The following is a 19,973-nucleotide window of genomic DNA, read 5'->3' on the forward strand; positions in this document are numbered from 1 at the left end:
CGGACACCCCGAGGAACCCTCAGCAGACACTAAGACCGCTGTCACGGCCCGTTCCTAGCGTGTGCGGGCATGGCGACACCACACGTATCCGTGCCGACGACAGCCACCCGAGCGGCAGGCGCCGCAGCCTGGTTGAGCTGCGTCGCGCCCCGCCCGGCCGCCCGGCTGCGGCTGGTGTGCCTGCCGTACGCGGGTGCCGGCGCTGCCGCGTACCGGCCGTGGGCCACCCTGCTTGGCGACGACGTGGAGGTGTGGACCGCGCAGTTGCCCGGCCGTGAGCGTCGGTTGGCCGACCCGCCGCTGAGCACGATGGACGAGCTGGCGCCTCCGCTCGTCGACGCGATCGTCGAGCGGGTGCCGGCGCCGTTCGCGATCTTCGGTCACAGCATGGGCGGCATCATCGGGTACGAGGTGGCCGCCCGTCTGGTCGCGCGGGGCGGCCCCGTACCCCAGCGTCTGGTGGTCTCGGCGGCCCGTCCGCCGCGAAACGCCGCGCCGCTCGGCGCGGCGCACCGCCTCGACGACGCCGCGCTGACCCGGTGGCTGCACGACCTGGGCGGGATCCCCGACGAGGTGCTCGCCGATCCGGGCCTGCTGGAGCTGATCCTGCCCACCGTGCGAGCCGACCTGACTGTGGTGGCGTCGTACCGGCCGGCGACAGTGCCGCCGCTGCCACTGCCTGTGGACGCGGTGGCGGCGGCCGACGACCCCCTGGTCGACCCGGACGAGGTCGCCGGCTGGGCGGCCTGCACCGACGCGGGTTTCTCGCTGACAGTCGTGCCCGGGGGTCACCTCTATCTGCACGACTCCCCTCCCCCGCTGTCCCGCCTGCTCGACGGCGGGCCGGCCACCGACCGCGCGTACGTCGAAGGGGCCACCCGATGACCCAGGACCTGCACCCGGACCTCGCCGACCTCACCCCCGAGCAGCGGGAGCTGCTGGCCCTGCGCCTGCGGCAGACCCGTACCAGCCAGGACCGCGCCAACCGCCCCGACGCCGACGTGCCGACGCCCCGATCGGGCGGCGCGGCGGCCAGCTATCCGCTGTCCTTCACCCAGGAGCAGCTCTGGTTCCTGGATCGGCTGGAGCCGGGCACGCCCGTCTACAACGTGCCCTTCGCCGAGCGGATCAGCGGGCCACTTGACGTCGCGGCGCTGCGCCGGGCGGTAAACGCGGTGGTGGCGCGGCATGACGCGCTGCGCATCGTGTTCGCGCCCGTCGAGGGCATGGTCACCCAGCGGGTGTCGGACGCCCTGGAGGTGCCGCTCCCGGTGCTCGACCTGACGGCGCTGCCGGAGGCGGAGCGGCAGGCGGCCGTCGATCGGGAGGTCGCCGCGCACGCGGCCGTCACCTTCGACCTCACCAGCGGGCCGCTGCTCGCCGTACGGCTGCTCGCCCTCGCCGCCGACGAGCACCTGCTGTTGGTGACGGCGCACCACATCGTCTTCGACGCCTGGTCGGCAGGCGTGTTCGTCGAGGAGCTGGTGAGCTGGTACGGCGAGTTCGCCGCCGACGTGCCGGCCGGGCTGCCCGCGCTGCCCACCCGGTTCGTCGCGCACGTCGCCGCCCGCCGCCGGCCGGAGGCCGAACGGGAGCTGGCCGGCCACCTGGCGCACTGGCGGGAACGACTCGCCTCGGCGCCGGCCCGTTCGACGCTGCCACCGGACCGCCCTCGGCCGCCGGTGCAGACCCACCGTGGCCGCAGCCTGCCGTTCACAGTCGACGCCGACGTGACCGACGCTCTCGCCGGGCTGGCCCGGAGCGCCGGCGCGACAGTGAACGCTGTGGTCCTCGCCGGGCTGACCGCCCTGCTGCGGCAGGCCACCGGCCAGGACGACCTGCTGCTCGGGATGCCCGCCGCCGGCCGGGCGAGCACCGAGCTGGAGCCGCTTATCGGCTGTTTCGCCACCATGCTGGTGCTGCGGGTGGACGTCGGCGGCGACCCGAGCGTGCGCGACCTCGTCCGTCGGGTGCACCGCACGGTCAGCGAGGCGTACGCGCACCAGGAGGCCCCGTACGCGCGGGTGGTGGAGGAGGTCCGGCCGGTCCGCGACCCCAGCGTGAACCCGCTGTTCCAGGTGCTGGCCACGATGACCGACGGTGGGGTGCGGCAGCGGCAGGCCGCCGGAGTCACCTTCCGTCCGGTGCCCGCGGAGAGTGGCCTCACCGACTTCGACCTGTTCGTCAGCCTGACCGTCCAGGGTGACCGGATCGAGGGCGCTGTCGACTTCAACGCCGACCTGTACCTCGACGAGACCATCGCCGCGACCGTGGGCCGACTGCCGGAGCTGCTGCGCGCCCTGGCGGACGCTCCGGACCGGCCACTGTCGGAGGTGACCGGGCTGCGCCGGCATCGCATCGCCCTGGCGGCCACGTTCACCGTGGACCCGCTGCGCGACCCGGTGGAGTTCTGGCTGCGCTTCCTGCGCGTACCCGCGTCGGTGGAGCTGGCCGGGTACGGCCAGTTGGTGGCCCACCTGCTGGCCGGGCCGACGGCCGACGCGACGGTGTGCCTGCTGCGCTGGGAGGACTGGCTGCGCCGGCAGGACGACACCGTCGGCGAGGCGGCCCTCGACGCGGCGATGGACGACCTGGACGCGGCGGTGGCCGCGTACCGGCGGCGGACCGACGCCCCGCTGCTGCTTGTGGTCTGCCCGGCGTCGCCGCGCGCCGGCGAGCGGTCCGGCCGGTTCGACGACAGGCTGGCCGCGTTGGGAGCCCGCACCCCTGGCGTCCACGCGGTCTGGGCGGCCGACCAGGCCGGCGTCTACCCGGTGACGCAGATGAGCGACGAGCGCGCGGACGAGTTGGGCCACGTGCCGTACACGGGCGAGTACTTCGCGGCGCTTGGCACGATCGTGCTGCGTGAGCTGCGGCGGCTCGTCGGCCAGCCGCGCCGGCTCGTGCTCGTCGACGGCGAGCGGCTGCCTGTCGACAGACTCGCCGACGCGCTGCCCGGTCACGAGGTGCGGCCGTTCTCGGCCGGCGAGCTGGCCGACGCCGACCCGGCCACCACTGTGGTGCTCGACACCGACCCGGAGGCCGTCGCGGCGCTGCGCGACGCGTACCCGGGTGTGCTGGCGCTGGCCGTGCCGGCCGGGTGGGACGAGCTGCGCCGGCTGCTCGCCCACGTCTGGCCGCTGGACCCGCCCGCGCCGGTGGCGGCCACCGGAGCGAGCGGGCTGCTGACGACGATCGGGGCGGAGCGGGCCGCGTACGTCGTCGAGGAGTTGAGCACCGCCGCGGCGATCGCCGACCGCAGCCGCCCGGCCCCGGTGCGCGTCGACGTGGACGACGAGGAGATCGTCGCGCCGCGCACCCCGACCGAGGAACGGCTGGCCGGTCTCTGGGCCGCCGCGCTCGGCGTCGAGCAGGTGGGCGTGACAAGCGACTTCTTCCACCTCGGCGGACACTCGCTGCTCGCCACCGGCCTGCTGTCGCAGGTGCAGGCCGAGTTCGGCCGGGAGGTGTCGCTCTACACCCTGTTCACCAACCCGACGGTGGCCGGGCTCGCCGCCGTACTGGACGCCGACCCGGACGCCACGGCGCTCGCCCCGCTCACGCCCGCCCCGGCGGGCACACCGGCGGTGGCGTCCTCGGCGCAGGTGCGGCTCTGGGCCCTCGACCAGCTCGGCGACGACGTCGTCCGGCACAACACCACGGCCGCCGTCGAGCTGCGCGGCGACCTCGACACGACGTCGCTGCGGCGGGCGTTCGACGACGTGCTGGCCCGGCACGACGTGCTGCGGACCACCTTCTCCGACCGGGGCGGCGAGCCGGAACCCGTCGTGCGCCCGCACGTCGACCCGTGGCTGGAGACGCTTGACCTGACCGGTCTGCCGGCGGCGAAGCAGGCCCGGGCGCTGCGCCGGGCGGCCGCCGACCTGGCCGCGCACAGGTACGACCTGGCCGCCGGCCCGCTGGTGCGGGCCCGCCTGCTGCGGCTGCCGGACCAGCGCTGGCACCTGCTGCTCGGCATGCACCACATCGTCTGCGACAACACCTCGTGGAGCATTCTGCTCGACGACCTCGCCGCCCGGTACGCCCACCACGCCACAGGCGTCGACCGGGCGCTGCCGCCGCTGCCGGTGCAGTTCGCCGACTACGCCCGACACCAGCGCGACTGGTTGGCGTCGGCGGCCGTCGAACCGCACCTGACGTACTGGCGGGAGCGGCTCGCCGACGCGCCGCCGCTGCTGGACCTGCCCACCGACCACCCCCGACCGGCAGAGCGCTCGGACGTCGCCGGCTACCAGGCGCAGCGGCTGGGCGCCGGGCTCGGCGCGGCGGTGCGGGAGCTGGCCCGAGCGGAAGGGGTCACCCCGTTCGCCGTGCTGCTGGCCGGTTTCGCCGCCCTGCTGCACACCGAGAGCGGGCAACCGGACCTGGTGCTCGGCGCACCCACCGCCGGCCGGGAACGCGCCGAACTCGCCCCGCTGATCGGCTGCTTCGCCGACCTGCTGCCGCTGCGGATGGACGCGGGCGGCCGGCAGACCTTCCGACAGTTGGTGACCCGGGCGTACCGCACGGCGCGGGAGGCGTACCGGCACCAGGGGCTGCCGTTCGCGACGATCGTGGAGGCGCTGCGGCTGCCCCGGCAGGCCGCGTACCACCCGCTGTTCCAGTGCGTGCTCAACGTCCTGGACGGCGCCGACGAGCTGCCGGAGTTCGCGGGGCTGGCCGCCACGCCTGTCGACGTGCCGAGCGTCGGCGTCGACTTCGACCTCTTCCTCAGCGTCACCTGGCAGGGCGACGACCTGCACGCCGATTTGGCGTACCGGGCCGACCTGTTCGTGCCGGAGCGGATGGTCCGCCTGCTGACCGGGCTCGCGAAGGTGCTCGACGAGGGAGTTCGCCGACCGGACGCCCCGCTCGGCGGGGGACGGCGCGCGGCGGCGCCCCGCCGCGTCGCGCCGCCGGCGCCCCGGCTGGTCGTCGGCGGGACCGTCGAGGTGCCGGGGCTGGCGGCGACGGTCCGCTTCTGGACCGGGCTGCTCGGCCTGCCGCACGCCCTCGACCAGCTCGCGCCCGGCGCGCTGCTGCGGCTGCTGCGCGACCCGGCCGCCGGCCTCGCGACCGGCCGACGGGACCACAACGTGCTGGTGCTGCGCTGGGAGGACCGGCGGACGCCCGGCCCGCTCGGCGCGGGCATCGTCGGGCTGCGCGACTTCTCCACCGAGCTGCTGGCGGCACTTGACGTCCACCGGGGACACAGCGCGGCGGCGTTGACGATCGTGGTGTGCCCGCCGTCGCCGCCGTACCGGACGTCGCCGTGGAGCGCGGTCCTCGCCGAGCTGACCGCGCGGCTGGCCGAGGCCCGGCCGGACGTCGACGTCGTCACGGTCGAGGCGTGGGCGCGGCGCTACCGGGTGCCGGAACTGTTCGCCGACGACGCCTGGTCACCGGAGCTGGCAGCGGTCACCGCGACGCTGCTGGTGCGGCGGGCGGTGCGGCACCCGGCCCTGGGCCGGCTGGTCGTACCCGCCGGGCCCGCGCACCGGCAGGCCGAGCTGGCCCGGCTGCTCGCGGCCCAGGCCCGGTCCGGACGCGAGGTGCTGCTCACCACCACGCCGCAGGGCGCGGAGCTGTCCGCGCTTGTCACCGCCGGAATCATCGGGTACGCCCCGACCCCTCCCACCGACGCGGCCACGCTGGTCCTGCACCCGGCCGGCGAACCCGCCCCACCGGACGCCCAAGCGCTGCCCTTCGACCCGGCGAACGGGCCGGTGGACGTGCTGCGTGGCCTCTGGTCTCTCGACGCGGCGGTCACCGGGGGCGCGGACGCGCCTGTCGACCGGATTCCCGCCGGGCTGCTCGCCGAGGTGGCCACCGAGCTGGGCGACGCGGCGGCGCTGCGCGGCGCTGTCACCGACGGGTACCGACGCTCGGCCGAACGGGCCGCCGCCGCGCCGCGTACCGAGCGGGAACGTCAACTCGTGGCGATCTGGTCGGAGCTGCTGCGCACCAACCAGCTCGGCATCAACGACGACTTCTTCGCCGTCGGCGGTGACTCGCTGCTCGCGATGCAGCTCGTCGCCCGCTGCGCGACGGCAGGAATCCAGGTGACTCCGCGACAGCTCGTGCGCCATCCCACAGTCGCCGAGCTGGCCGCCAGCCTCGGTGACTCGGCCACGGCCCCGACCGCGCTGGACGCCGAGCAGGGCGCGGTGCACGGCGACGCGCCGCTGACCGGCGCGCAGCGCTGGTTCACCGACCTGGTCGCCCCCACCATGGGCCGGCCCGCCCTGTTCAATCACCCCTACTACCTTGAGCTGGCCCGCCCGCTGCCGGCCGAGCTGGTCCGCGAGGCGGTCCGCCGGCTGGTGGCCCAGCACGACGCGCTGCGGCTGCGCCTGACCCGCCAGCCGGACGGGAGCTGGCGTCAGGACCACGCCGACCCCGCCGACGCCGTCCCGTTCGTCAGCCACGATCTGACCGGGCTGCCTGTCGACGAGCGGGAGGCCGCCGTCGAGGCCCGTTGCGCCGAGGCGCAGACCGGCCTTGACCTCACGGCCGGCCCGCTGGCCCGGGTGGCGCACTTCCGGCTCGGCCCGGAGCTGCCCGACCGGCTGCTGCTCGTCAACCACCACCTCGTCGTCGACGCGGTCTCCCGGGGTGTGCTCCTCGCCGACCTGGAGACGCTGTGCGACCAGCTCGAACGCGGGGTCGAGCCGGCGTTGCAGGCGAAGACCACGTCGTACCGCGCCTGGGCGCGGCGGCTGACCGAGTACGCGGGCTCCGCGGCGCTACGCGAGCAGGTGCCGTTCTGGCTGGCGCAGGCCGACGACTCTGTGCTGCCCCGGCTGGCCGACGAGCCCGCTGCCGCGCCGTTCCGCCTCGGTGACCTGGGCCTGGCCACCGTGACGCTTGACGAGACGGCCACCCGGGGACTGCACGCCGCGGCCCGCCGACTGCGGGCAAGTGTGCGGGACCTGCTCGTCTGGGCCGTGGTGGCCACAGTGGCGGGGCGTACGGGTGGCGCGGTCACCGTCGCCACGACAGGTCACGGCCGCGAACCGCTCTTCGACGACGTGGACGTCAGCCGCACCACTGGCTGGTTCCAGGTGCTCTATCCCCTGCGGCTGGAGTTGCCCGCCACCGCAGACGCGGCCCGCTCGGTCCGCTCGGTGATCCGCCAGCTCGGCCGGGTCCCGGACAACGGCATCGGGTACGCCCTGCTGCGGTACCTGTGCCCGGACGAGGACGTCCGGGCCCGGTTGGCCGCGACACCGCCGCCACTTGTCGCGGTCAACTACATGGGCGGCTTCGGATTCGACGACGTCGCCCCGGCCAACCAGCTCCTCGACGTCTGCGCGGCGCCGTTCGGACCGACCGAGGACCCCGACGGGCACTGGCCCTTCCCCTTCGACGTGACGGGGTCGCTCTCCGGCCCCGCGCTCCGCGTCGATCTGAGCTACGCCACTCCGGCCTTCCGGCCGGAGACCGCTGAGAACCTGCTCGACGGCATCCGGACCAGCCTGTTGCGCCTGGCCGGAAACCCCGGGCAACCGCCACGGCAGTAGGAGGAGACCCCCATGGCGTTCCGACGCCCGTCCCGGTTCGCCGGGTTCACCACGATCTGGTTCGGCCAGCTGCTGTCGGCGCTCGGCACCCGGATGACGAACTTCGCCCTGAGCATCTGGGTGTGGGACGCCACCGGCCGGGCCTTCGACCTGACCATGCTCATGGCGTTCGCGTTCGGCGCGACCGTGATCTTCAGCCCGATCGCCGGCGCGCTCGTCGACAGGTGGGGACGACGACTGACGATCGTGCTCAGTGACGTCGGCTCGGCGGTCACCACGGCCGTCGTGCTGCTGCTGTTCCTCACCGGCTCGGTCGAGGTGTGGCACCTGTACCTGGTCAACCTGGTCACCGGCGCGTTCCTCGCGTTCCAGCTGCCGGCGTACCAGGCGACCATCACGGTGATGATGGAGAAGGGCCAGTACCCGAGGGCCAACGCGATGATGTTCGCGGTCCGGACCATCCCGGTGATCTTCGCCCCCGGCTTCGCCGCCGCGCTGCTCGGCCTGATGGACATCAAGGTCATCCTCTTCGTCGACGCGCTGTCCTACCTGGTGGCGATCGGCGCGGTGCTGCTGGTGAAGCTGCCACCCATCCCCCGCTCGACGCAGCAGGACGAGGGCGGCTTCTGGTACGACACGATCTACGGCTTCCGCTACATCCTGGCCAGCCGGGCGTTCACCGGGCTGGAGGCGATCATGTTCGCCATCAACGTGCTCGCCGCGGTCGGGTTCGCCCTGCTGGTGCCGCAGATCCTGGCCCGCACCGACAGCAGCACCAACGCGGTCGGTCTGGTGCAGACCATCGGCGCGGTCGGTGGCGTGGTCGGCGCGCTCCTGCTCGGGCTGCTGCCCAACACCCGCCACAAGATCCGCCGGATGCTCATCGCCATCCTGGTCTTCAGCGTCCTCGGCCGGATCATCTACGGCGTCGGGGACAGCATCATCGTCTGGTCGGTCGCCCTGCTGTTCCTGCACCTGTCCATCCCCTTCATCGACGGGTACGCCCAGTCGGTGTGGCAGGAGAAGGTCGAGCCGTCGCACCAGGGCCGGGTCTTCGCCGCCCGCCAGTTCATCGAGGACCTGGCGTACCCCGGCGGCACGGCCCTGGCAGGCATCGCCGCGGACCGCTGGTTCGAGCCGATGATGCGCGACGGCGGGCCCGGGGTGCCGTACTTCGGCTGGCTCGTCGGCAGCGGGCCCGGCGCCGGAATGGGCCTGATCTTCGTGATCGTGGGCCTGTTCGGCATCGGCGTGGCCGCCGCCGGGTTCGCCTCGCCGAGCCTGCGCCGGATGGAGGCCGACCTGCCCGACTACGACGAGCCGACCGACCCGCCGGCCCCGCTCCCGTCGCCGAGCGGCACCGAGGAGCTGACCGACGACCGCGCGGTGGTGGCGAAGTGACGCTCACCGAGGTGGTGGCCGGGGTCCTGGAGGTCGACCCGGCCGAGGTGACCGACGAGTCCGGGCCGGAGACCATCGGCACCTGGACCAGCCTGCGGCACCTGCAACTGGTGGTGACCCTGGAGGAGGTCTACGGGCTCTCCTTCGCCTTCGAGGAGATCCGCGACGTACGCAGCGTCGGCGAGCTGCGGACCGTGCTGCGCGCCAAGGGCACGGAGACCCGATGAGCGCCGAGTTGTTCGCCCGACGCACCCGCTGGCAGGCGCTCACACGCCAGCCACCGACGCCCGCGCTGCGCGTGGCGCTGTTGGCCAGCTACACGGTGGACCCGCTGGTGCCGTACCTCGGCCTGGGTCTGCACGACACCGGTCTGCCCGCCACGCTCGCCGTCGGCCCGTTCCAGCAGGTCGTCCAGCAGTGCCTCGCCACCGACGGCTTCCTCGCCGAGGCGCGACCCGACGTGCTGGTGGTGGCGCAGCGCCTGGAGGAGGCCGGCGATCCCGGCCCGTCCGGCGACGCGTGGGCGGCGGAGCTGCTGGCCGGGGCCGAGGCGGCAGTCACCGCAGCGCGCCGCCACGGCGCCCTGCTGGTGTACGTCCTGCCGCCCGTCCCCACCTCCCGCCCGTACGGGCCGGCCGACGCGTTGCACGTCGACGGGGTGACCCCCAGCGCCACAGCCGTCCGGCAACGGCTGCGCGACAGGTTGGCAGGCGACCCGTGGGTGCTGCTCGTCGACGCCGACGAGGCGGTACGGGCCGTCGGTGACGAGCGGGCGTACCACCCGGCGCTGTTCCGGTTCGCGAAGGTGCCGTACACCGAGGAGGTCTTCGCGCGGCTCGCCGCCACCACCGCCGCGCTTGTGGGCCTGTGGTTCGGCGCGGGCTGCCGGGCGCTTGTCCTCGACGGCGACGGGCTGGTCGGTGGCGCGGTCCACCTGCTGCCGGCGCTGCGTGAGCTGCGGGCCGCAGGCGTACGGGTGGCGTTGCGGGCCACAGGCGTCGACTGGTGGTCGCGCGCCGACGCCACGGACCTGTTGAGCGTGCTCGACGGCTGGGTCACCGACGACCGGCCGCTGACCGACCAGCTCGCCGAGATCGCCGACGAGCTGGACGTCGCACCGGCCCAGCTCGTGCTGGCCGGCACCGGCCCGGCGCAGTCGCCGCCGCGACACGTACCGCTCGGGTCCGACCCGGCGGGCTGGTCCGACGAGCTACGGGCTGCGGGACTGACCGACCGGCTCCCGGCCCGACGGTGGAGCGGCGGCACGTCCCGACCCGCCGTCGCGCCCACCGAGCTGTCCCTGGACGACTTCGTGGCCGGCCTGGACGTGCACGTCGACTACCGGCCGGTGACCGCCGACGGCGTCGCCGAGGTCGCCGAGGTGGTCGCCCGCGCGCACGACTTCGCGCTGGCGCCCGCCCCACCGGCCGCCGCGCTGGCCGACCGGGCCGCCGACCTGCTGGCGATCCGGGTACGTGACCGACTCGGCGACTACGGCACCGCGGGTCTCGTGGCGCTGGACCGGACCGTCGACGAGTGGACAGTCGACGTCTTCTCGCTCTCCTGCCCGGTGCTCGGCAAGGGCGTCGAGGCGGAAGTGCTGCGGGAGCTGACCCGGCGTGCCGGCGCGGCCGGAGCCGGCGAGGTGCGCGTGCGCTGGACCGACACGGGCCGCAACGGCACCGCCCGGCGCTTCCTGTCCGAACTGGACGGTGTCGCGCCCGCCGACCCCCGGGTCCGGCTACGTGCCGCCCACACCGACGCCGACAACGACACGACGGCGGTGCCGCGATGAGTGGTCCGCCGGTCGGCCTCGGGGTGGCAGCCCTCGCCCACGTGCTCGGCGAGCCTGTCGACGTGGCGGCGGCAGCGGCCACGTACACCCGGGATCTGGATCGTCTGCGGTCCTGGGAGTACCGCGCCTTCCACCGCGCCGGCCCCGGCGTCGGGGTGACCGACCTGGCCGTGGTCGCCGGCGGCACCGCCCTGGACCGGGCCGGGTTGTCCGCCGCCGACGTGGACCTGGTGGTGCTGGCCATCCCCGACCTGGCCGAGTACCTCTACTGGGATCCGGCCGCGCACACCCAGGCCCGCCTCGGCGCGCACCGGGCCGAAGCGGTGCTGATCAACCAGGCGTGCGGCGGTGGGGTGGCCGCGTTCGACACGGTTGCCGGGCGGTTCGCCACCCACCCCGAGTACCGGACGGCGCTGCTGATCGGCGCGAACCGGGTGTGCGAGCCGTACTGGAACCGGATGGAGGTCAACACGAGCGTCTTCTCCGACGGGGCGGCGGCTGCCGTGCTGGTGCGCGATCACGACAGGTGCCGCTGGCTGGCCACCGAGACGATCACCGACGGCCGGTACGCGGGCTTCATGCGTATGCCCGTCGGTGGCGCGGCACAGCCGTTCACCCCGGGCGGCGGCACCCCCCGCGTCGGTGACCCGGCCGACCGGCTCAACGAGTTCTTCGCCGGGGACGTACGCCGGATGTTCCGGTTCGTCGCCACCATCCGGGAGCGCAACCGGCAGGTGGTGGAGGCGGCGTGTGCCCGGGCCGGCGTGACGCGTGCCGACGTCCGCCGGTTCGTGCACTTCCACGACAACGCCCGACAGTTCGCCGAGCTGGCCAAGGACCTCGGCGTCGAACTGGAACGGACGAACGTCGAGCTGGCCCTCGCCCACGGCCACATCGGCTGCGCCGACCAGCTCATCGGCCTGGAGCGCCACCTCGACAGCGGCGAGCTGACCGACGGCGACCTGGTCGCCCTGACCAGCACCGGCAGCGGCATGCACTGGGTCTGCACCCTGCTGCGGGTCTGACCTGCCGCACCCACCGACGGGAGCACCATGCCGGCCCGTCGACGACCACCCCGCCCGGCGGGAGAGGAAGGACACCGACCATGCGAGACGAGGAGGTCCTGCACCGGATCCGCCGGCTGCGTCGACCCGACGCGGCCGCCGACCCGGAGCTGGCGCCCGGCCTGGTCCACCTGGACGACGCGGCGGTCACCGTCGTGGCGTCCGCCGGTCGGCTGCTCGCCGACGTGCCCGTCGAGAAGCTCGCCAGCCCCGACTTTCCGCTGCGTCCGCTGCGGGTCGCGGTCACCGGCACGTTCACGCCGGGCACGCTGGAACCGCTGCTGCGGGTGGCGCTGCTGCGCATCGGCATCGCCGCCGAGATCCACGTCTCCGGCTTCGACCAGCTCGTGCTCGACCTCAGCGATCCGCGCTCGGCGCTCGCCGAGTTCCGGCCCGACGTCACGCTCTGCCTGCTGCACGACGGCTGGTTCCTGCCCGCCGAGTGGGACCCCGGCGACCTGGCCGGCCTCGCCGACGTGCTTGGCGAACGGGCCGGCGTGCTCGCCGCCGCGCTGCGCGGGTACGCGGCCCGCAACGAGGGCGCGGTGCTGCTGCACACCGTGCCGCTGTCCCCGTTGGAGCACCGTGCCCTGGTCAGCTTCCGCGGTCGCGCCGAGCTGGGCCGGATCTGGCGGGAGCTGAACTCCCAGCTGTTGGAGCTGGGCGAGCGGGACACGACGTACACACTGGATCTGGAGACGCTGCTTGTGGACCACGACGGCCCGGTGCGCGACGAGCGCCTTTACCGGTTCGCCAGCATGGCGTGGACTTCCACCGTGGAGCGCCGGTACGCGCACGAGGCCGCCACCTTCTGCCGCGCCGTCCTCGGGCGGACGGCGAAGGTGCTCGCGCTGGACCTGGACAACACCCTCTGGGCGGGCGTGCTCGGCGACGACGGGCTCACCGGCATCCGGCTGGGCACCGACTACCCCGGCAACTGCCACCGCGACGTGCAGCGCCGCGCCCTGGCGCTGCGTCGGCAGGGCGTGCTGCTCGCGGTGTGCAGCAAGAACGACCCCGACCTGGTGACCGAGGCGTTCGCGCAGCACCCGGACCTGCTGCTGCGCGCCGACGACTTCGTCGCCCAGGCGGTCAACTGGGGGCGCAAGGACGAGAACCTGCGCCAGCTCGCCACCACCCTCAACCTGGGCCTGGACGCCGTCGTGTTCGCCGACGACAGCCCGTTCGAGTGCGAGCTGGTACGCCGCGAGCTGCCGACCGTACGGGTGGTGGAGCTGGCCGGCGACCCGGCGGGCTTCCCCACCCGGCTGCTCACCGAGGGGCACTTCACAGTGCTTGCCACCGGCGCCACCGACCGTGCACGCACCGAGCTGTACCGGGCCCGCGCCGGGCGGGAACGCTTCGCCGCCACGTTCGACTCGGCTGCCGACTACCTGCACGAGCTGAAGCTGCGCGTCACCGTCCGGGAGGTCGACGAACACAGCCTGCCCCGGGTCGCGCAGCTCGGGCTGCGCACCAACCAGTTCACGATGACCGAGCGCGCGCACACCGAGGCGCAGACCCGGACGCGCGCCGGCTCCCCCGACCGCCTGGTGCTCACCGTCGAGGTGACCGACAGGTTCGGCGCCGAGGGGCTGGTGGGGGGCCTGTGGCTGGATCGGAACGACCCGGACGCCTGGGTGATCGAGAACTTCGTGTTGAGCTGCCGGGTGTTCTCCCGGGGCGTCGAGCAGGCGGCGCTGCACCGGGTGGCGGAGCTGGCCCGAGCCGCCGGCGCGACCCGGCTGGAGGCCCTGTTCCGGCCCACCGCCCGCAACAAGCCCGGCGGGGCCGTGTGGCCCGCCGCCGGCTTCACAGTGGCATCCGTCGACGACGGCACCACCCGGCACGTGTTGCCGCTGCACCCCCCGCCCCGGCTGCTGCCGGCGTGGATCGCCCTGGAGGAGGGAGACATCCGTGCCTGACCTGTTCACCACCGTCGCGGACCTCATCGAGCAGGTCGCGGACGTACCGGCCGAGGAGATCTCGCCAGACGTCCGGTTCGCGTCGCTTGCCAACTGGACCAGCCTGGAGGCGCTGCGTCTGCTCTCCGCGCTGGAGGACGACCTCGGCGTACGCCTGGACCTGCGGGCGTACCTGGCGGTGACAGCGGTCGGCGAACTGGTCGACCTGGTCGCCGGCGAGCTGGACGGGGCGACCCGGTGACCGCCACCCGCACCGAGGCGCCGCCTATCGCACCGACCCGGCTCGCCGCCACCGACCTGGACCTGTTGCTGCTGATCCGGCACTTCGAGCTGGCGCTGCTTGACATGTTCGGCCGCGGTGAGCTGAACGGCACCACCCACACCTGCCTGGGCCAGGAGTACGTGCCTGTGGCGCTGCGCCCGCTGCTCGGCGACGACGACTTCGTGTTCAGCAACCACCGGGGGCACGGCCACTACCTGGCCCGGTTCAACGACCCGCACGGCCTGCTGGCCGAGGTGATGGGCCGCGAGGGCGCGGTGTGTCAGGGCGTGGGCGGCAGCCAGCACATCCTGCGCGACAGGTACCTGTCGACAGGGGTGCAGGGCGAGAGCGTGCCGGTGGCCGCCGGTGTGGCGCTGCACCTCAAGCGCACCGAGCCGGGCCGACTGGCGCTTGTGTACCTGGGCGACGGCACCTGGGGTGAGGGCGCCGTCTACGAGGCGCTGAACATGGCCGCGCTGTGGGGCCTGCCGCTGCTGCTGGTGGTGGAGAACAACGGCATCGCCCAGTCCACGCCGACAGTCGCGCAGCTCGCCGGCAGCATCGGCGGCCGGGCGCGGGCGTTCGGGGTGGACCACCTACGGGTCACCTCCACCGACACCGAGGTGGTCCGGGCCGCGCTGACGCCTGTGCTGCGCCGGGTCCGCGAGCGGTCCACGCCGTACGTGGTGGAGCTGCTCACGCACCGGGTGGGACCGCACAGCAAGGGCGACGACAGCCGCCGCCCGGAGGAGATCGCGTACGCGCGGGCGCACGACTGGTACGCCCGCTACGCGCAGGCGTACCCGGAGCAGTTCGGCGTGCACGACGAGCGGCAACGGGCGTACGTGGCGCAGGTGGTCGCGGACGTCGCAGGCCGGCCGGCGAGTGACTGGGCGGAGGCCGACCGTGGCTGAGCGGGTGGTGGAGAACCTCAACCAGGCGTTGCACGGGCTGCTCGCCGACGACCCCGCGCTTACCGTGCTCGGGGAGGATCTGGTCGACCCGTACGGCGGGGCGTTCAAGGTGACCCGGGGGCTGTCGGCGCGCTGGCCGGACCGGGTGCTGTCCACCCCGTTGAGCGAGGGCGGCATCGTCGGCGTGGCCGGCGGGCTGGCCCTGGCCGGGCAGAGCGCGATCGTCGAGATCATGTTCAGCGACTTCGTGGCGCTGGCGTTCGACCAGATCCTCAACTTCGCCAGCAAGTCGACAGCAATGTACGGCAGGCGGGTGCCGATGCGGCTGGTGGTGCGCTGCCCCAGCGGCGGCAACCGGGGGTACGGCCCGACGCACAGCCAGAGCCCGCTGAAGCACTTCGTCGGCATCCCCGGGCTGAGCCTGCACGAGGTGTCGCCGTTCCACGACAACCGGGCGGTGCTCGCGGGCATGCTCGCCACCGGCCGGCCGGGGTTGCTCTTCGAGGACAAGGTCCTCTACACCAACCGGATGTACGCCGACGGCGTGGTGGACGAGCTGTTCCGCTACGACCTGATCGGCCCGGACGCCGACGTGGCCCGGGTCCGGGTGGACGAGGAGGAGCAGGCCGACTGTGTGCTTGTCGTACCCGGCGGGTTGGCCGCCCGCGCGGTGGCGGTGGCCCGGGAGCTGCTGCTGCGCGACGACATCGTCTGCCAGGTGCTGGTGCCGTCGCGGCTCTGGCCCCTGGACGCCGACACCCTGCTTCCGCCGATCGCGCGGGCCGGCCGGGTGGTGGTGGCCGAGGAGAGCACCGCCGGCGGCACCTGGGGCGCGGAGTTGGCGCAGGTCGTGCACCGGCGGCTCTGGGGAGCGCTGCGCGCGCCGGTGCGCCTGGTGCACTCCGCGGACAGCGTCATCCCGACCGCCGCGCATCTCGAACGCACAGTGCTGGTGCAGGACACCGACATCCGCCAGGCCGTGAAGGAGGTCGTCAGTGGTGACTGACCTGGTCGTCCCGAAGCTCAACAACAACGACACGACGTACGTGCTGCTCGACTGGCTGGCCGGGGACGGCGAGCAGGTGCGCGCTGGCGAGCCGATCGCCGAGGTGGAGACCTCCAAGGCGGCCGAGGAGCTACTCAGCGACGGCGACGGCGTCCTGCACCGGCTCGTCGAGGTGAACCGGGAGTGCGCGCCTGGCGACGTCATCGGTCACGTCTTCGACAGCGAGGAGGCCCGGCAGCGCTTCCTCGCCGCGGCGGTCACCCCGGCTGTCGTACCCCTGCCGGACGTCTCCCCCGGCGGGCCGGTGCTCACCGACTCGGCCCGGGAACTCGCGGCGGCGCACGGGCTCGACGACGACGAGCTGCGCGGCCTCGGCAAGTCGGTCGTGCGGCGTACCGACGTGGAGCGCCTGCTGGCCGACCGGTCGGCGGCGCCCGCGGCGACGACCGAGCCTGTGGTGGTGGCCGCGGCCGCCGCGCTGGCGGCCGGCGACGGCCCGGAGCCGGACGACCCGCGCCAGGTGCACGCGCTCTCCCGCGCCCAGCGCGCGGTGGCCGCCGTGGTCACCGAGTCCCACCGGGAGGTGCCGGCGGCGCTCGCGGTGATCAAGGTCCGGGCCGACGCCGCTCTCACGGCGGCCCGCGACCTGACCCGCGCCACCCGCACCCTTGTCGGCCTGCCGGAACTGCTGGTCAAGGCCATCGGCGGGTTGCGCGAGGACCACCCGTTGCTCTTCGCCTCCCCCGGCGACGGCAGCAGCGTACGACTGGCCGAGGCGGCCCACGTCGGCGTCACCATCGACGTCGGCACGGGGCTGTTCATCCCGGTGGTCCGCGACGTGGAGGAGCTGACCTGCGCGGAGATCGCCGAGACGCTCATGGACTTCCGCTCCCGGGCCGGCGGTGAGGGCTTCCGGGCCGGTGAGCTGGCCGGCGGGACCATCGTCGTCTCCCTGCACACCGATCCCGACGTGGTGCTCGCCGGGCCTATCGTCTTCCCCGGCCAGACCTGCGTGGTGGCGATCGGCGGCACGCAGGACGAGTTGGCGCTGGACACCGACGGCCAGGTCGTGACGCGCCGGTTCGTCAACCTCAGCGCCGTCTACGACCACCGCGTGGTCAACGGGCGGGAGGCGGTCGCCTTCCTGCAAGCCGTGAAGGCGGCACTTGAGTCCCCCGACCAGCTCGGCGAGGAGTGAGGCGACGGTCAGCCGAATTGCTCGTCGCACACCTGCCAGCCGACCTCCGATTCTAGGTACAGATCCAGCGTCGTGGTCTGGCCCGTCCGGCCGGTCAACTCGACGGTCACGGCGGCGCTCTTCCCGGGCTCGTCCAGGAAGGCGGCCCGACCCATGGTGTGCGACACCGGCCGGCCGATGCGCTCCACCGCGGCGGTGAAAGCCGCCGCGCTGGTCCGTGCCTTGACATCGGAGCACTGGGACTCGTACGCGGCCGCGTCGTCGTTGCTCTCCAGCCGACCGACGAACTGGTCGGCCGCCGCGCGCGGCTCGTCCACGTCCGGCCCGCCGTACATCCACAGCAGGAAGCCGCCAACCGGTAGGGCCAGCGCGCCCAGGCATCCGAGAATGACGGCACCCGCGACGATCCACGCGGTGCGCTGGGCCTTCGGGGGTTGGTCCACCGACGGAGGGTGGGGCGACAGGGCTGGGTGCATGGCGAAACGTTAACGATTACCGATACCTGCCCCGCGGCTGTACGGCCACGAATCGATCTCGATGCCCGCGCGGCCAGTCGTACCCTTGGCGCGGTGACCTCCGCTGCTCTGCACCGTGCCCTGACCGCACCCGGGGACCCGAGGCTCCGCCCCCTCCCCGACCGGGTCGTGGCCCTGCTGGAGGAACTGCACGCGCCGCCGCGCCTCGCCGCGCACCTGCGGGCCGTCCACGACGTCGCGGCGCAGCTCACGGACGCCCTTGTGGACCGGTTTCCACAGGTGAGCGTCGACCGTGCGGCGGTGCTGTTCGGCGCCGCCACCCACGACATCGGCAAGGTCCGGCACCCGGAGGAGCACCTGCTGCTGGAGCGATGTCTGTTTGTCTTGATCGTTGGCAGCTGAGCAGGGATTGGGCCGGCGTGTCGCACTGCTCAGCTGCCAACGATCACGATCGGTGGGAGCGGCAGATGACCGCGGCGATCACGCGGCGGCAGCTACCGGACGTGGAGCCCGGCGATGAGGATCTCGACCATGCGCCGCGCGTCGTAGCGGGGGTCGCCCGCGCCGACGCAGAGGTTGCCGACGCCGCGCAGCAGCTCGACGGCGCTCAGGTCGGTACGGATCTCGCCCGCCGCGGCGGCCGCGTCGAGCAGGTGGGCGCACACCGGCACCAGGCGGTCGAGGAAGTAGGTGTGCAGGGTCTGGAAGGCGGCGTTGTCGGACTGCAACGCCTCGGCGAGACCGTGCTTGGTGACCAGGAAGTCGACGAAGAGGTCGATCCACTGCGCGAGGGCGGCGTGCGGCGTGCCAACGGTGGCCAGCAGGGCCGGACCGGCTTCGGCGCAGGCCTCCACCTGGTGCCGGTAGACGGCCACGATCAGGTCCGCGCGCGTCGGGAAGTGCCGGTAGATCGTGCCGACGCCGACGCCCGCCCTGGCGGCGATCTCGCGAACCGCAACGTCGACGCCGGACGCCACGAAGGCCGCGGCGGCGGCGTCCAGGAGCGTCGCCTCGTTGCGTCGCGCGTCCGCCCGCTTCCGTGGCGCCGGCTCCCGCCGCGACGCCGCCGCCCGCCCCGATGCCGCCGCAGTCGATCCGCCGTCGATGTCGGCCACCGCGCCCGACCTCCCATGATCAGTGTTGGCAAAACGGAACACGGTTCCGTATATTGGTTAGCGGAACACGGTTCCACTTGTTCAGGATGCCAGAACGGGTGGGCCACGACCAGCCACACCCCTTGAGCACGGAGGATCAGCAATGCAGTACCGCACGTTGGGTCGTACCGGTGTCCAGGTCAGCACACTCGTGCTGGGCGCCATGAACTTCGGCAAGCTGGGCCGCACCAGCCAGGACGAGGTCACCGCCATCGTCGACGCCGCCCTCGAGGGCGGGATCAACCTGATCGACACCGCCGACATGTACAGCCAGGGCGAATCGGAGGAGATGGTCGGCCGGGCGATCACCGGCCGCCGCGACGACATCGTCCTGGCCACGAAGGCCGGCATGCCGATGGGCGACAAGCGCGAGCACCGGGGCAGCTCACGCCGCTGGCTCGTCACCGAGCTGGACAACAGCCTGCGCCGCCTCGGCGTCGACCACGTCGACCTCTACCAGATCCACAGGTGGGACCCGACCACAAGCGACGAGGAGACGCTGTCGGCGTTGACCGACCTGCAGCGGGCCGGCAAGATCCGCTACTTCGGCTCGTCGACCTTCCCCGCGTACCGCATCGTGCAGGCCGAGTGGGCCGCGCGGGAGCACCACCTGAGCCGGTACGTCACCGAACAGCCCAGCTACTCGATCCTGCAACGCGGGATCGAGAGCCACGTCCTGCCGGTGACCCAGCAGTACGGCCTCGGCGTGCTGGCGTGGAGCCCGCTCGCCTCGGGCTGGCTCTCCGGCGCGGTCCGCGCGGGCCGGGAGATCACCACCAGCCGGTCGGCGATCCTGCCGGAACGCTTCGACACCGCGCTGCCGGCCAACCGGGCCAGGATGGACGCCGTCGAGCAGTTGGCCACGCTCGCCGACGAGGCCGGCCTGACGATGATCCAGCTCGCGCTCGGCTTCGTCACCGCGCACCCCGCCGTGACCAGCGCGATCATCGGCCCCCGCACGATTGACCACCTGCGCTCGCAGCTCGCCGCCGCGGACACCGTGCTCTCCGCCGACGTGCTGGACGCGATCGACGCGATCGTCGCGCCGGGCGTCGACCTCGCCGCACACGAGAAGTTCGACACCCCGCCCGCCCTGCTCGACCCGGCCCTGCGCCGCCGCTGAGCCCGGCGCGAGCGCCCCATCGATGCGCCGCCGCTGACACCACGTCGGTGTGCCGCCGCTGACACCACGCCGGTGTGCCGCCGCTGACACCACGCCGGTGTGCCGGCGCGGGCACCACGCCGGTGTGCCGGC

General features: G+C 73.6%; 15 protein-coding genes. 13 read left to right on the forward strand and 2 right to left on the reverse strand.

Annotated elements, in window-relative coordinates; genetic code table 11:
* Nucleotides 1-69 precede the first annotated feature (69 nt).
* The 11 genes from OOJ91_RS07200 to OOJ91_RS07250 all read left to right on the forward strand — a co-directional run bounded on the left by OOJ91_RS07200 (nucleotide 70) and on the right by OOJ91_RS07250 (nucleotide 17,088).
* Complete coding sequence (locus tag OOJ91_RS07200) at nucleotides 70-885, forward strand: thioesterase II family protein (protein WP_266243776.1); 816 nt, start codon at nucleotides 70-72, stop codon at nucleotides 883-885.
* A complete protein-coding gene (locus OOJ91_RS07205; RefSeq protein ID WP_266243777.1) occupies nucleotides 882-7,523 on the forward strand; it encodes a condensation domain-containing protein in 6,642 nt (2,213 codons plus the stop codon). Before OOJ91_RS07200 ends, OOJ91_RS07205 begins: the two co-directional genes overlap by 4 nt.
* Nucleotides 7,524-7,535: 12 nt before the next feature.
* Nucleotides 7,536-8,924: an MFS transporter gene (locus tag OOJ91_RS07210; RefSeq protein ID WP_266243778.1), complete on the forward strand. Its 1,389-nt coding sequence runs from the start codon at nucleotides 7,536-7,538 to the stop codon at nucleotides 8,922-8,924.
* Nucleotides 8,921-9,151, forward strand: coding sequence for an acyl carrier protein (locus OOJ91_RS07215; RefSeq protein ID WP_266243779.1), 231 nt, complete (start codon nucleotides 8,921-8,923; stop codon nucleotides 9,149-9,151). The genes OOJ91_RS07210 and OOJ91_RS07215 overlap by 4 nt, the downstream gene beginning before the upstream one ends.
* Nucleotides 9,148-10,719 (forward strand): hypothetical protein, encoded by a 1,572-nt coding sequence (locus OOJ91_RS07220; RefSeq protein WP_266243780.1) that lies wholly within the window; start codon nucleotides 9,148-9,150, stop codon nucleotides 10,717-10,719. Before OOJ91_RS07215 ends, OOJ91_RS07220 begins: the two co-directional genes overlap by 4 nt.
* Nucleotides 10,716-11,744, forward strand: a complete 1,029-nt coding sequence (locus OOJ91_RS07225; protein ID WP_266243781.1) for a 3-oxoacyl-ACP synthase III family protein — start codon at nucleotides 10,716-10,718, stop codon at nucleotides 11,742-11,744. The genes OOJ91_RS07220 and OOJ91_RS07225 overlap by 4 nt, the downstream gene beginning before the upstream one ends.
* Before the next feature lie 80 nt (nucleotides 11,745-11,824).
* Nucleotides 11,825-13,708, forward strand: a complete 1,884-nt coding sequence (locus OOJ91_RS07230; protein WP_266243782.1) for an HAD-IIIC family phosphatase — start codon at nucleotides 11,825-11,827, stop codon at nucleotides 13,706-13,708.
* The gene (locus OOJ91_RS07235; RefSeq protein WP_007461643.1) at nucleotides 13,701-13,949 is read left to right on the forward strand and encodes an acyl carrier protein; all 249 of its coding nucleotides are present in this window, start codon (nucleotides 13,701-13,703) and stop codon (nucleotides 13,947-13,949) included. The genes OOJ91_RS07230 and OOJ91_RS07235 overlap by 8 nt, the downstream gene beginning before the upstream one ends.
* Nucleotides 13,946-14,884 carry a thiamine pyrophosphate-dependent dehydrogenase E1 component subunit alpha gene (locus tag OOJ91_RS07240; protein ID WP_266243784.1) on the forward strand — a complete coding sequence of 313 codons (939 nt, stop codon included), beginning with the start codon at nucleotides 13,946-13,948 and terminating at the stop codon, nucleotides 14,882-14,884. Before OOJ91_RS07235 ends, OOJ91_RS07240 begins: the two co-directional genes overlap by 4 nt.
* A complete protein-coding gene (locus tag OOJ91_RS07245; RefSeq protein ID WP_266243786.1) occupies nucleotides 14,877-15,890 on the forward strand; it encodes an alpha-ketoacid dehydrogenase subunit beta in 1,014 nt (337 codons plus the stop codon). The genes OOJ91_RS07240 and OOJ91_RS07245 overlap by 8 nt, the downstream gene beginning before the upstream one ends.
* A complete protein-coding gene (locus tag OOJ91_RS07250; protein ID WP_266243787.1) occupies nucleotides 15,883-17,088 on the forward strand; it encodes a 2-oxo acid dehydrogenase subunit E2 in 1,206 nt (401 codons plus the stop codon). The genes OOJ91_RS07245 and OOJ91_RS07250 overlap by 8 nt, the downstream gene beginning before the upstream one ends.
* Nucleotides 17,089-17,096: 8 nt before the next feature.
* Here OOJ91_RS07250 and OOJ91_RS07255 read toward each other — a convergent pair whose 3' ends face one another.
* Entirely contained in the window at nucleotides 17,097-17,531 is a 435-nt protein-coding gene (locus OOJ91_RS07255; protein ID WP_266243788.1) for an Rv0361 family membrane protein, read from the reverse strand.
* 126 nt (nucleotides 17,532-17,657) lie between these two features.
* Here OOJ91_RS07255 and OOJ91_RS07260 point away from each other — a divergent pair, with 126 nt between their 5' ends.
* Entirely contained in the window at nucleotides 17,658-17,966 is a 309-nt protein-coding gene (locus OOJ91_RS07260; RefSeq protein WP_266243790.1) for a hypothetical protein, read from the forward strand.
* Between the two features lie 92 nt (nucleotides 17,967-18,058).
* Here OOJ91_RS07260 and OOJ91_RS07265 read toward each other — a convergent pair whose 3' ends face one another.
* Nucleotides 18,059-18,670 (reverse strand): TetR/AcrR family transcriptional regulator, encoded by a 612-nt coding sequence (locus tag OOJ91_RS07265; RefSeq protein ID WP_439117052.1) that lies wholly within the window; start codon nucleotides 18,668-18,670, stop codon nucleotides 18,059-18,061.
* A 151-nt stretch (nucleotides 18,671-18,821) separates the two neighbouring features.
* Between OOJ91_RS07265 and OOJ91_RS07270 the strand changes: the two genes are divergently transcribed.
* A complete protein-coding gene (locus tag OOJ91_RS07270) occupies nucleotides 18,822-19,841 on the forward strand; it encodes an aldo/keto reductase (RefSeq protein ID WP_266243792.1) in 1,020 nt (339 codons plus the stop codon).
* Nucleotides 19,842-19,973 lie beyond the last annotated feature (132 nt).

Origin of the sequence: Micromonospora lupini (assembly GCF_026342015.1) — a bacterium.
Taxonomy (GTDB): Bacteria; Actinomycetota; Actinomycetes; order Mycobacteriales; family Micromonosporaceae; genus Micromonospora; species Micromonospora lupini_B.

Coding starts and splice junctions, on each gene's coding strand:
- OOJ91_RS07220 (WP_266243780.1), top strand. CDS start 9,148: ATGAGCGCCGAGTTGTTCGCCCGACGCACCCGCTGGCAGGCGCTCACA.
- OOJ91_RS07230 (WP_266243782.1), top strand. CDS start 11,825: ATGCGAGACGAGGAGGTCCTGCACCGGATCCGCCGGCTGCGTCGACCC.
- OOJ91_RS07200 (WP_266243776.1), top strand. CDS start 70: ATGGCGACACCACACGTATCCGTGCCGACGACAGCCACCCGAGCGGCA.
- OOJ91_RS07270 (WP_266243792.1), top strand. CDS start 18,822: ATGCAGTACCGCACGTTGGGTCGTACCGGTGTCCAGGTCAGCACACTC.
- OOJ91_RS07205 (WP_266243777.1), top strand. CDS start 882: ATGACCCAGGACCTGCACCCGGACCTCGCCGACCTCACCCCCGAGCAG.
- OOJ91_RS07210 (WP_266243778.1), top strand. CDS start 7,536: ATGGCGTTCCGACGCCCGTCCCGGTTCGCCGGGTTCACCACGATCTGG.
- OOJ91_RS07225 (WP_266243781.1), top strand. CDS start 10,716: ATGAGTGGTCCGCCGGTCGGCCTCGGGGTGGCAGCCCTCGCCCACGTG.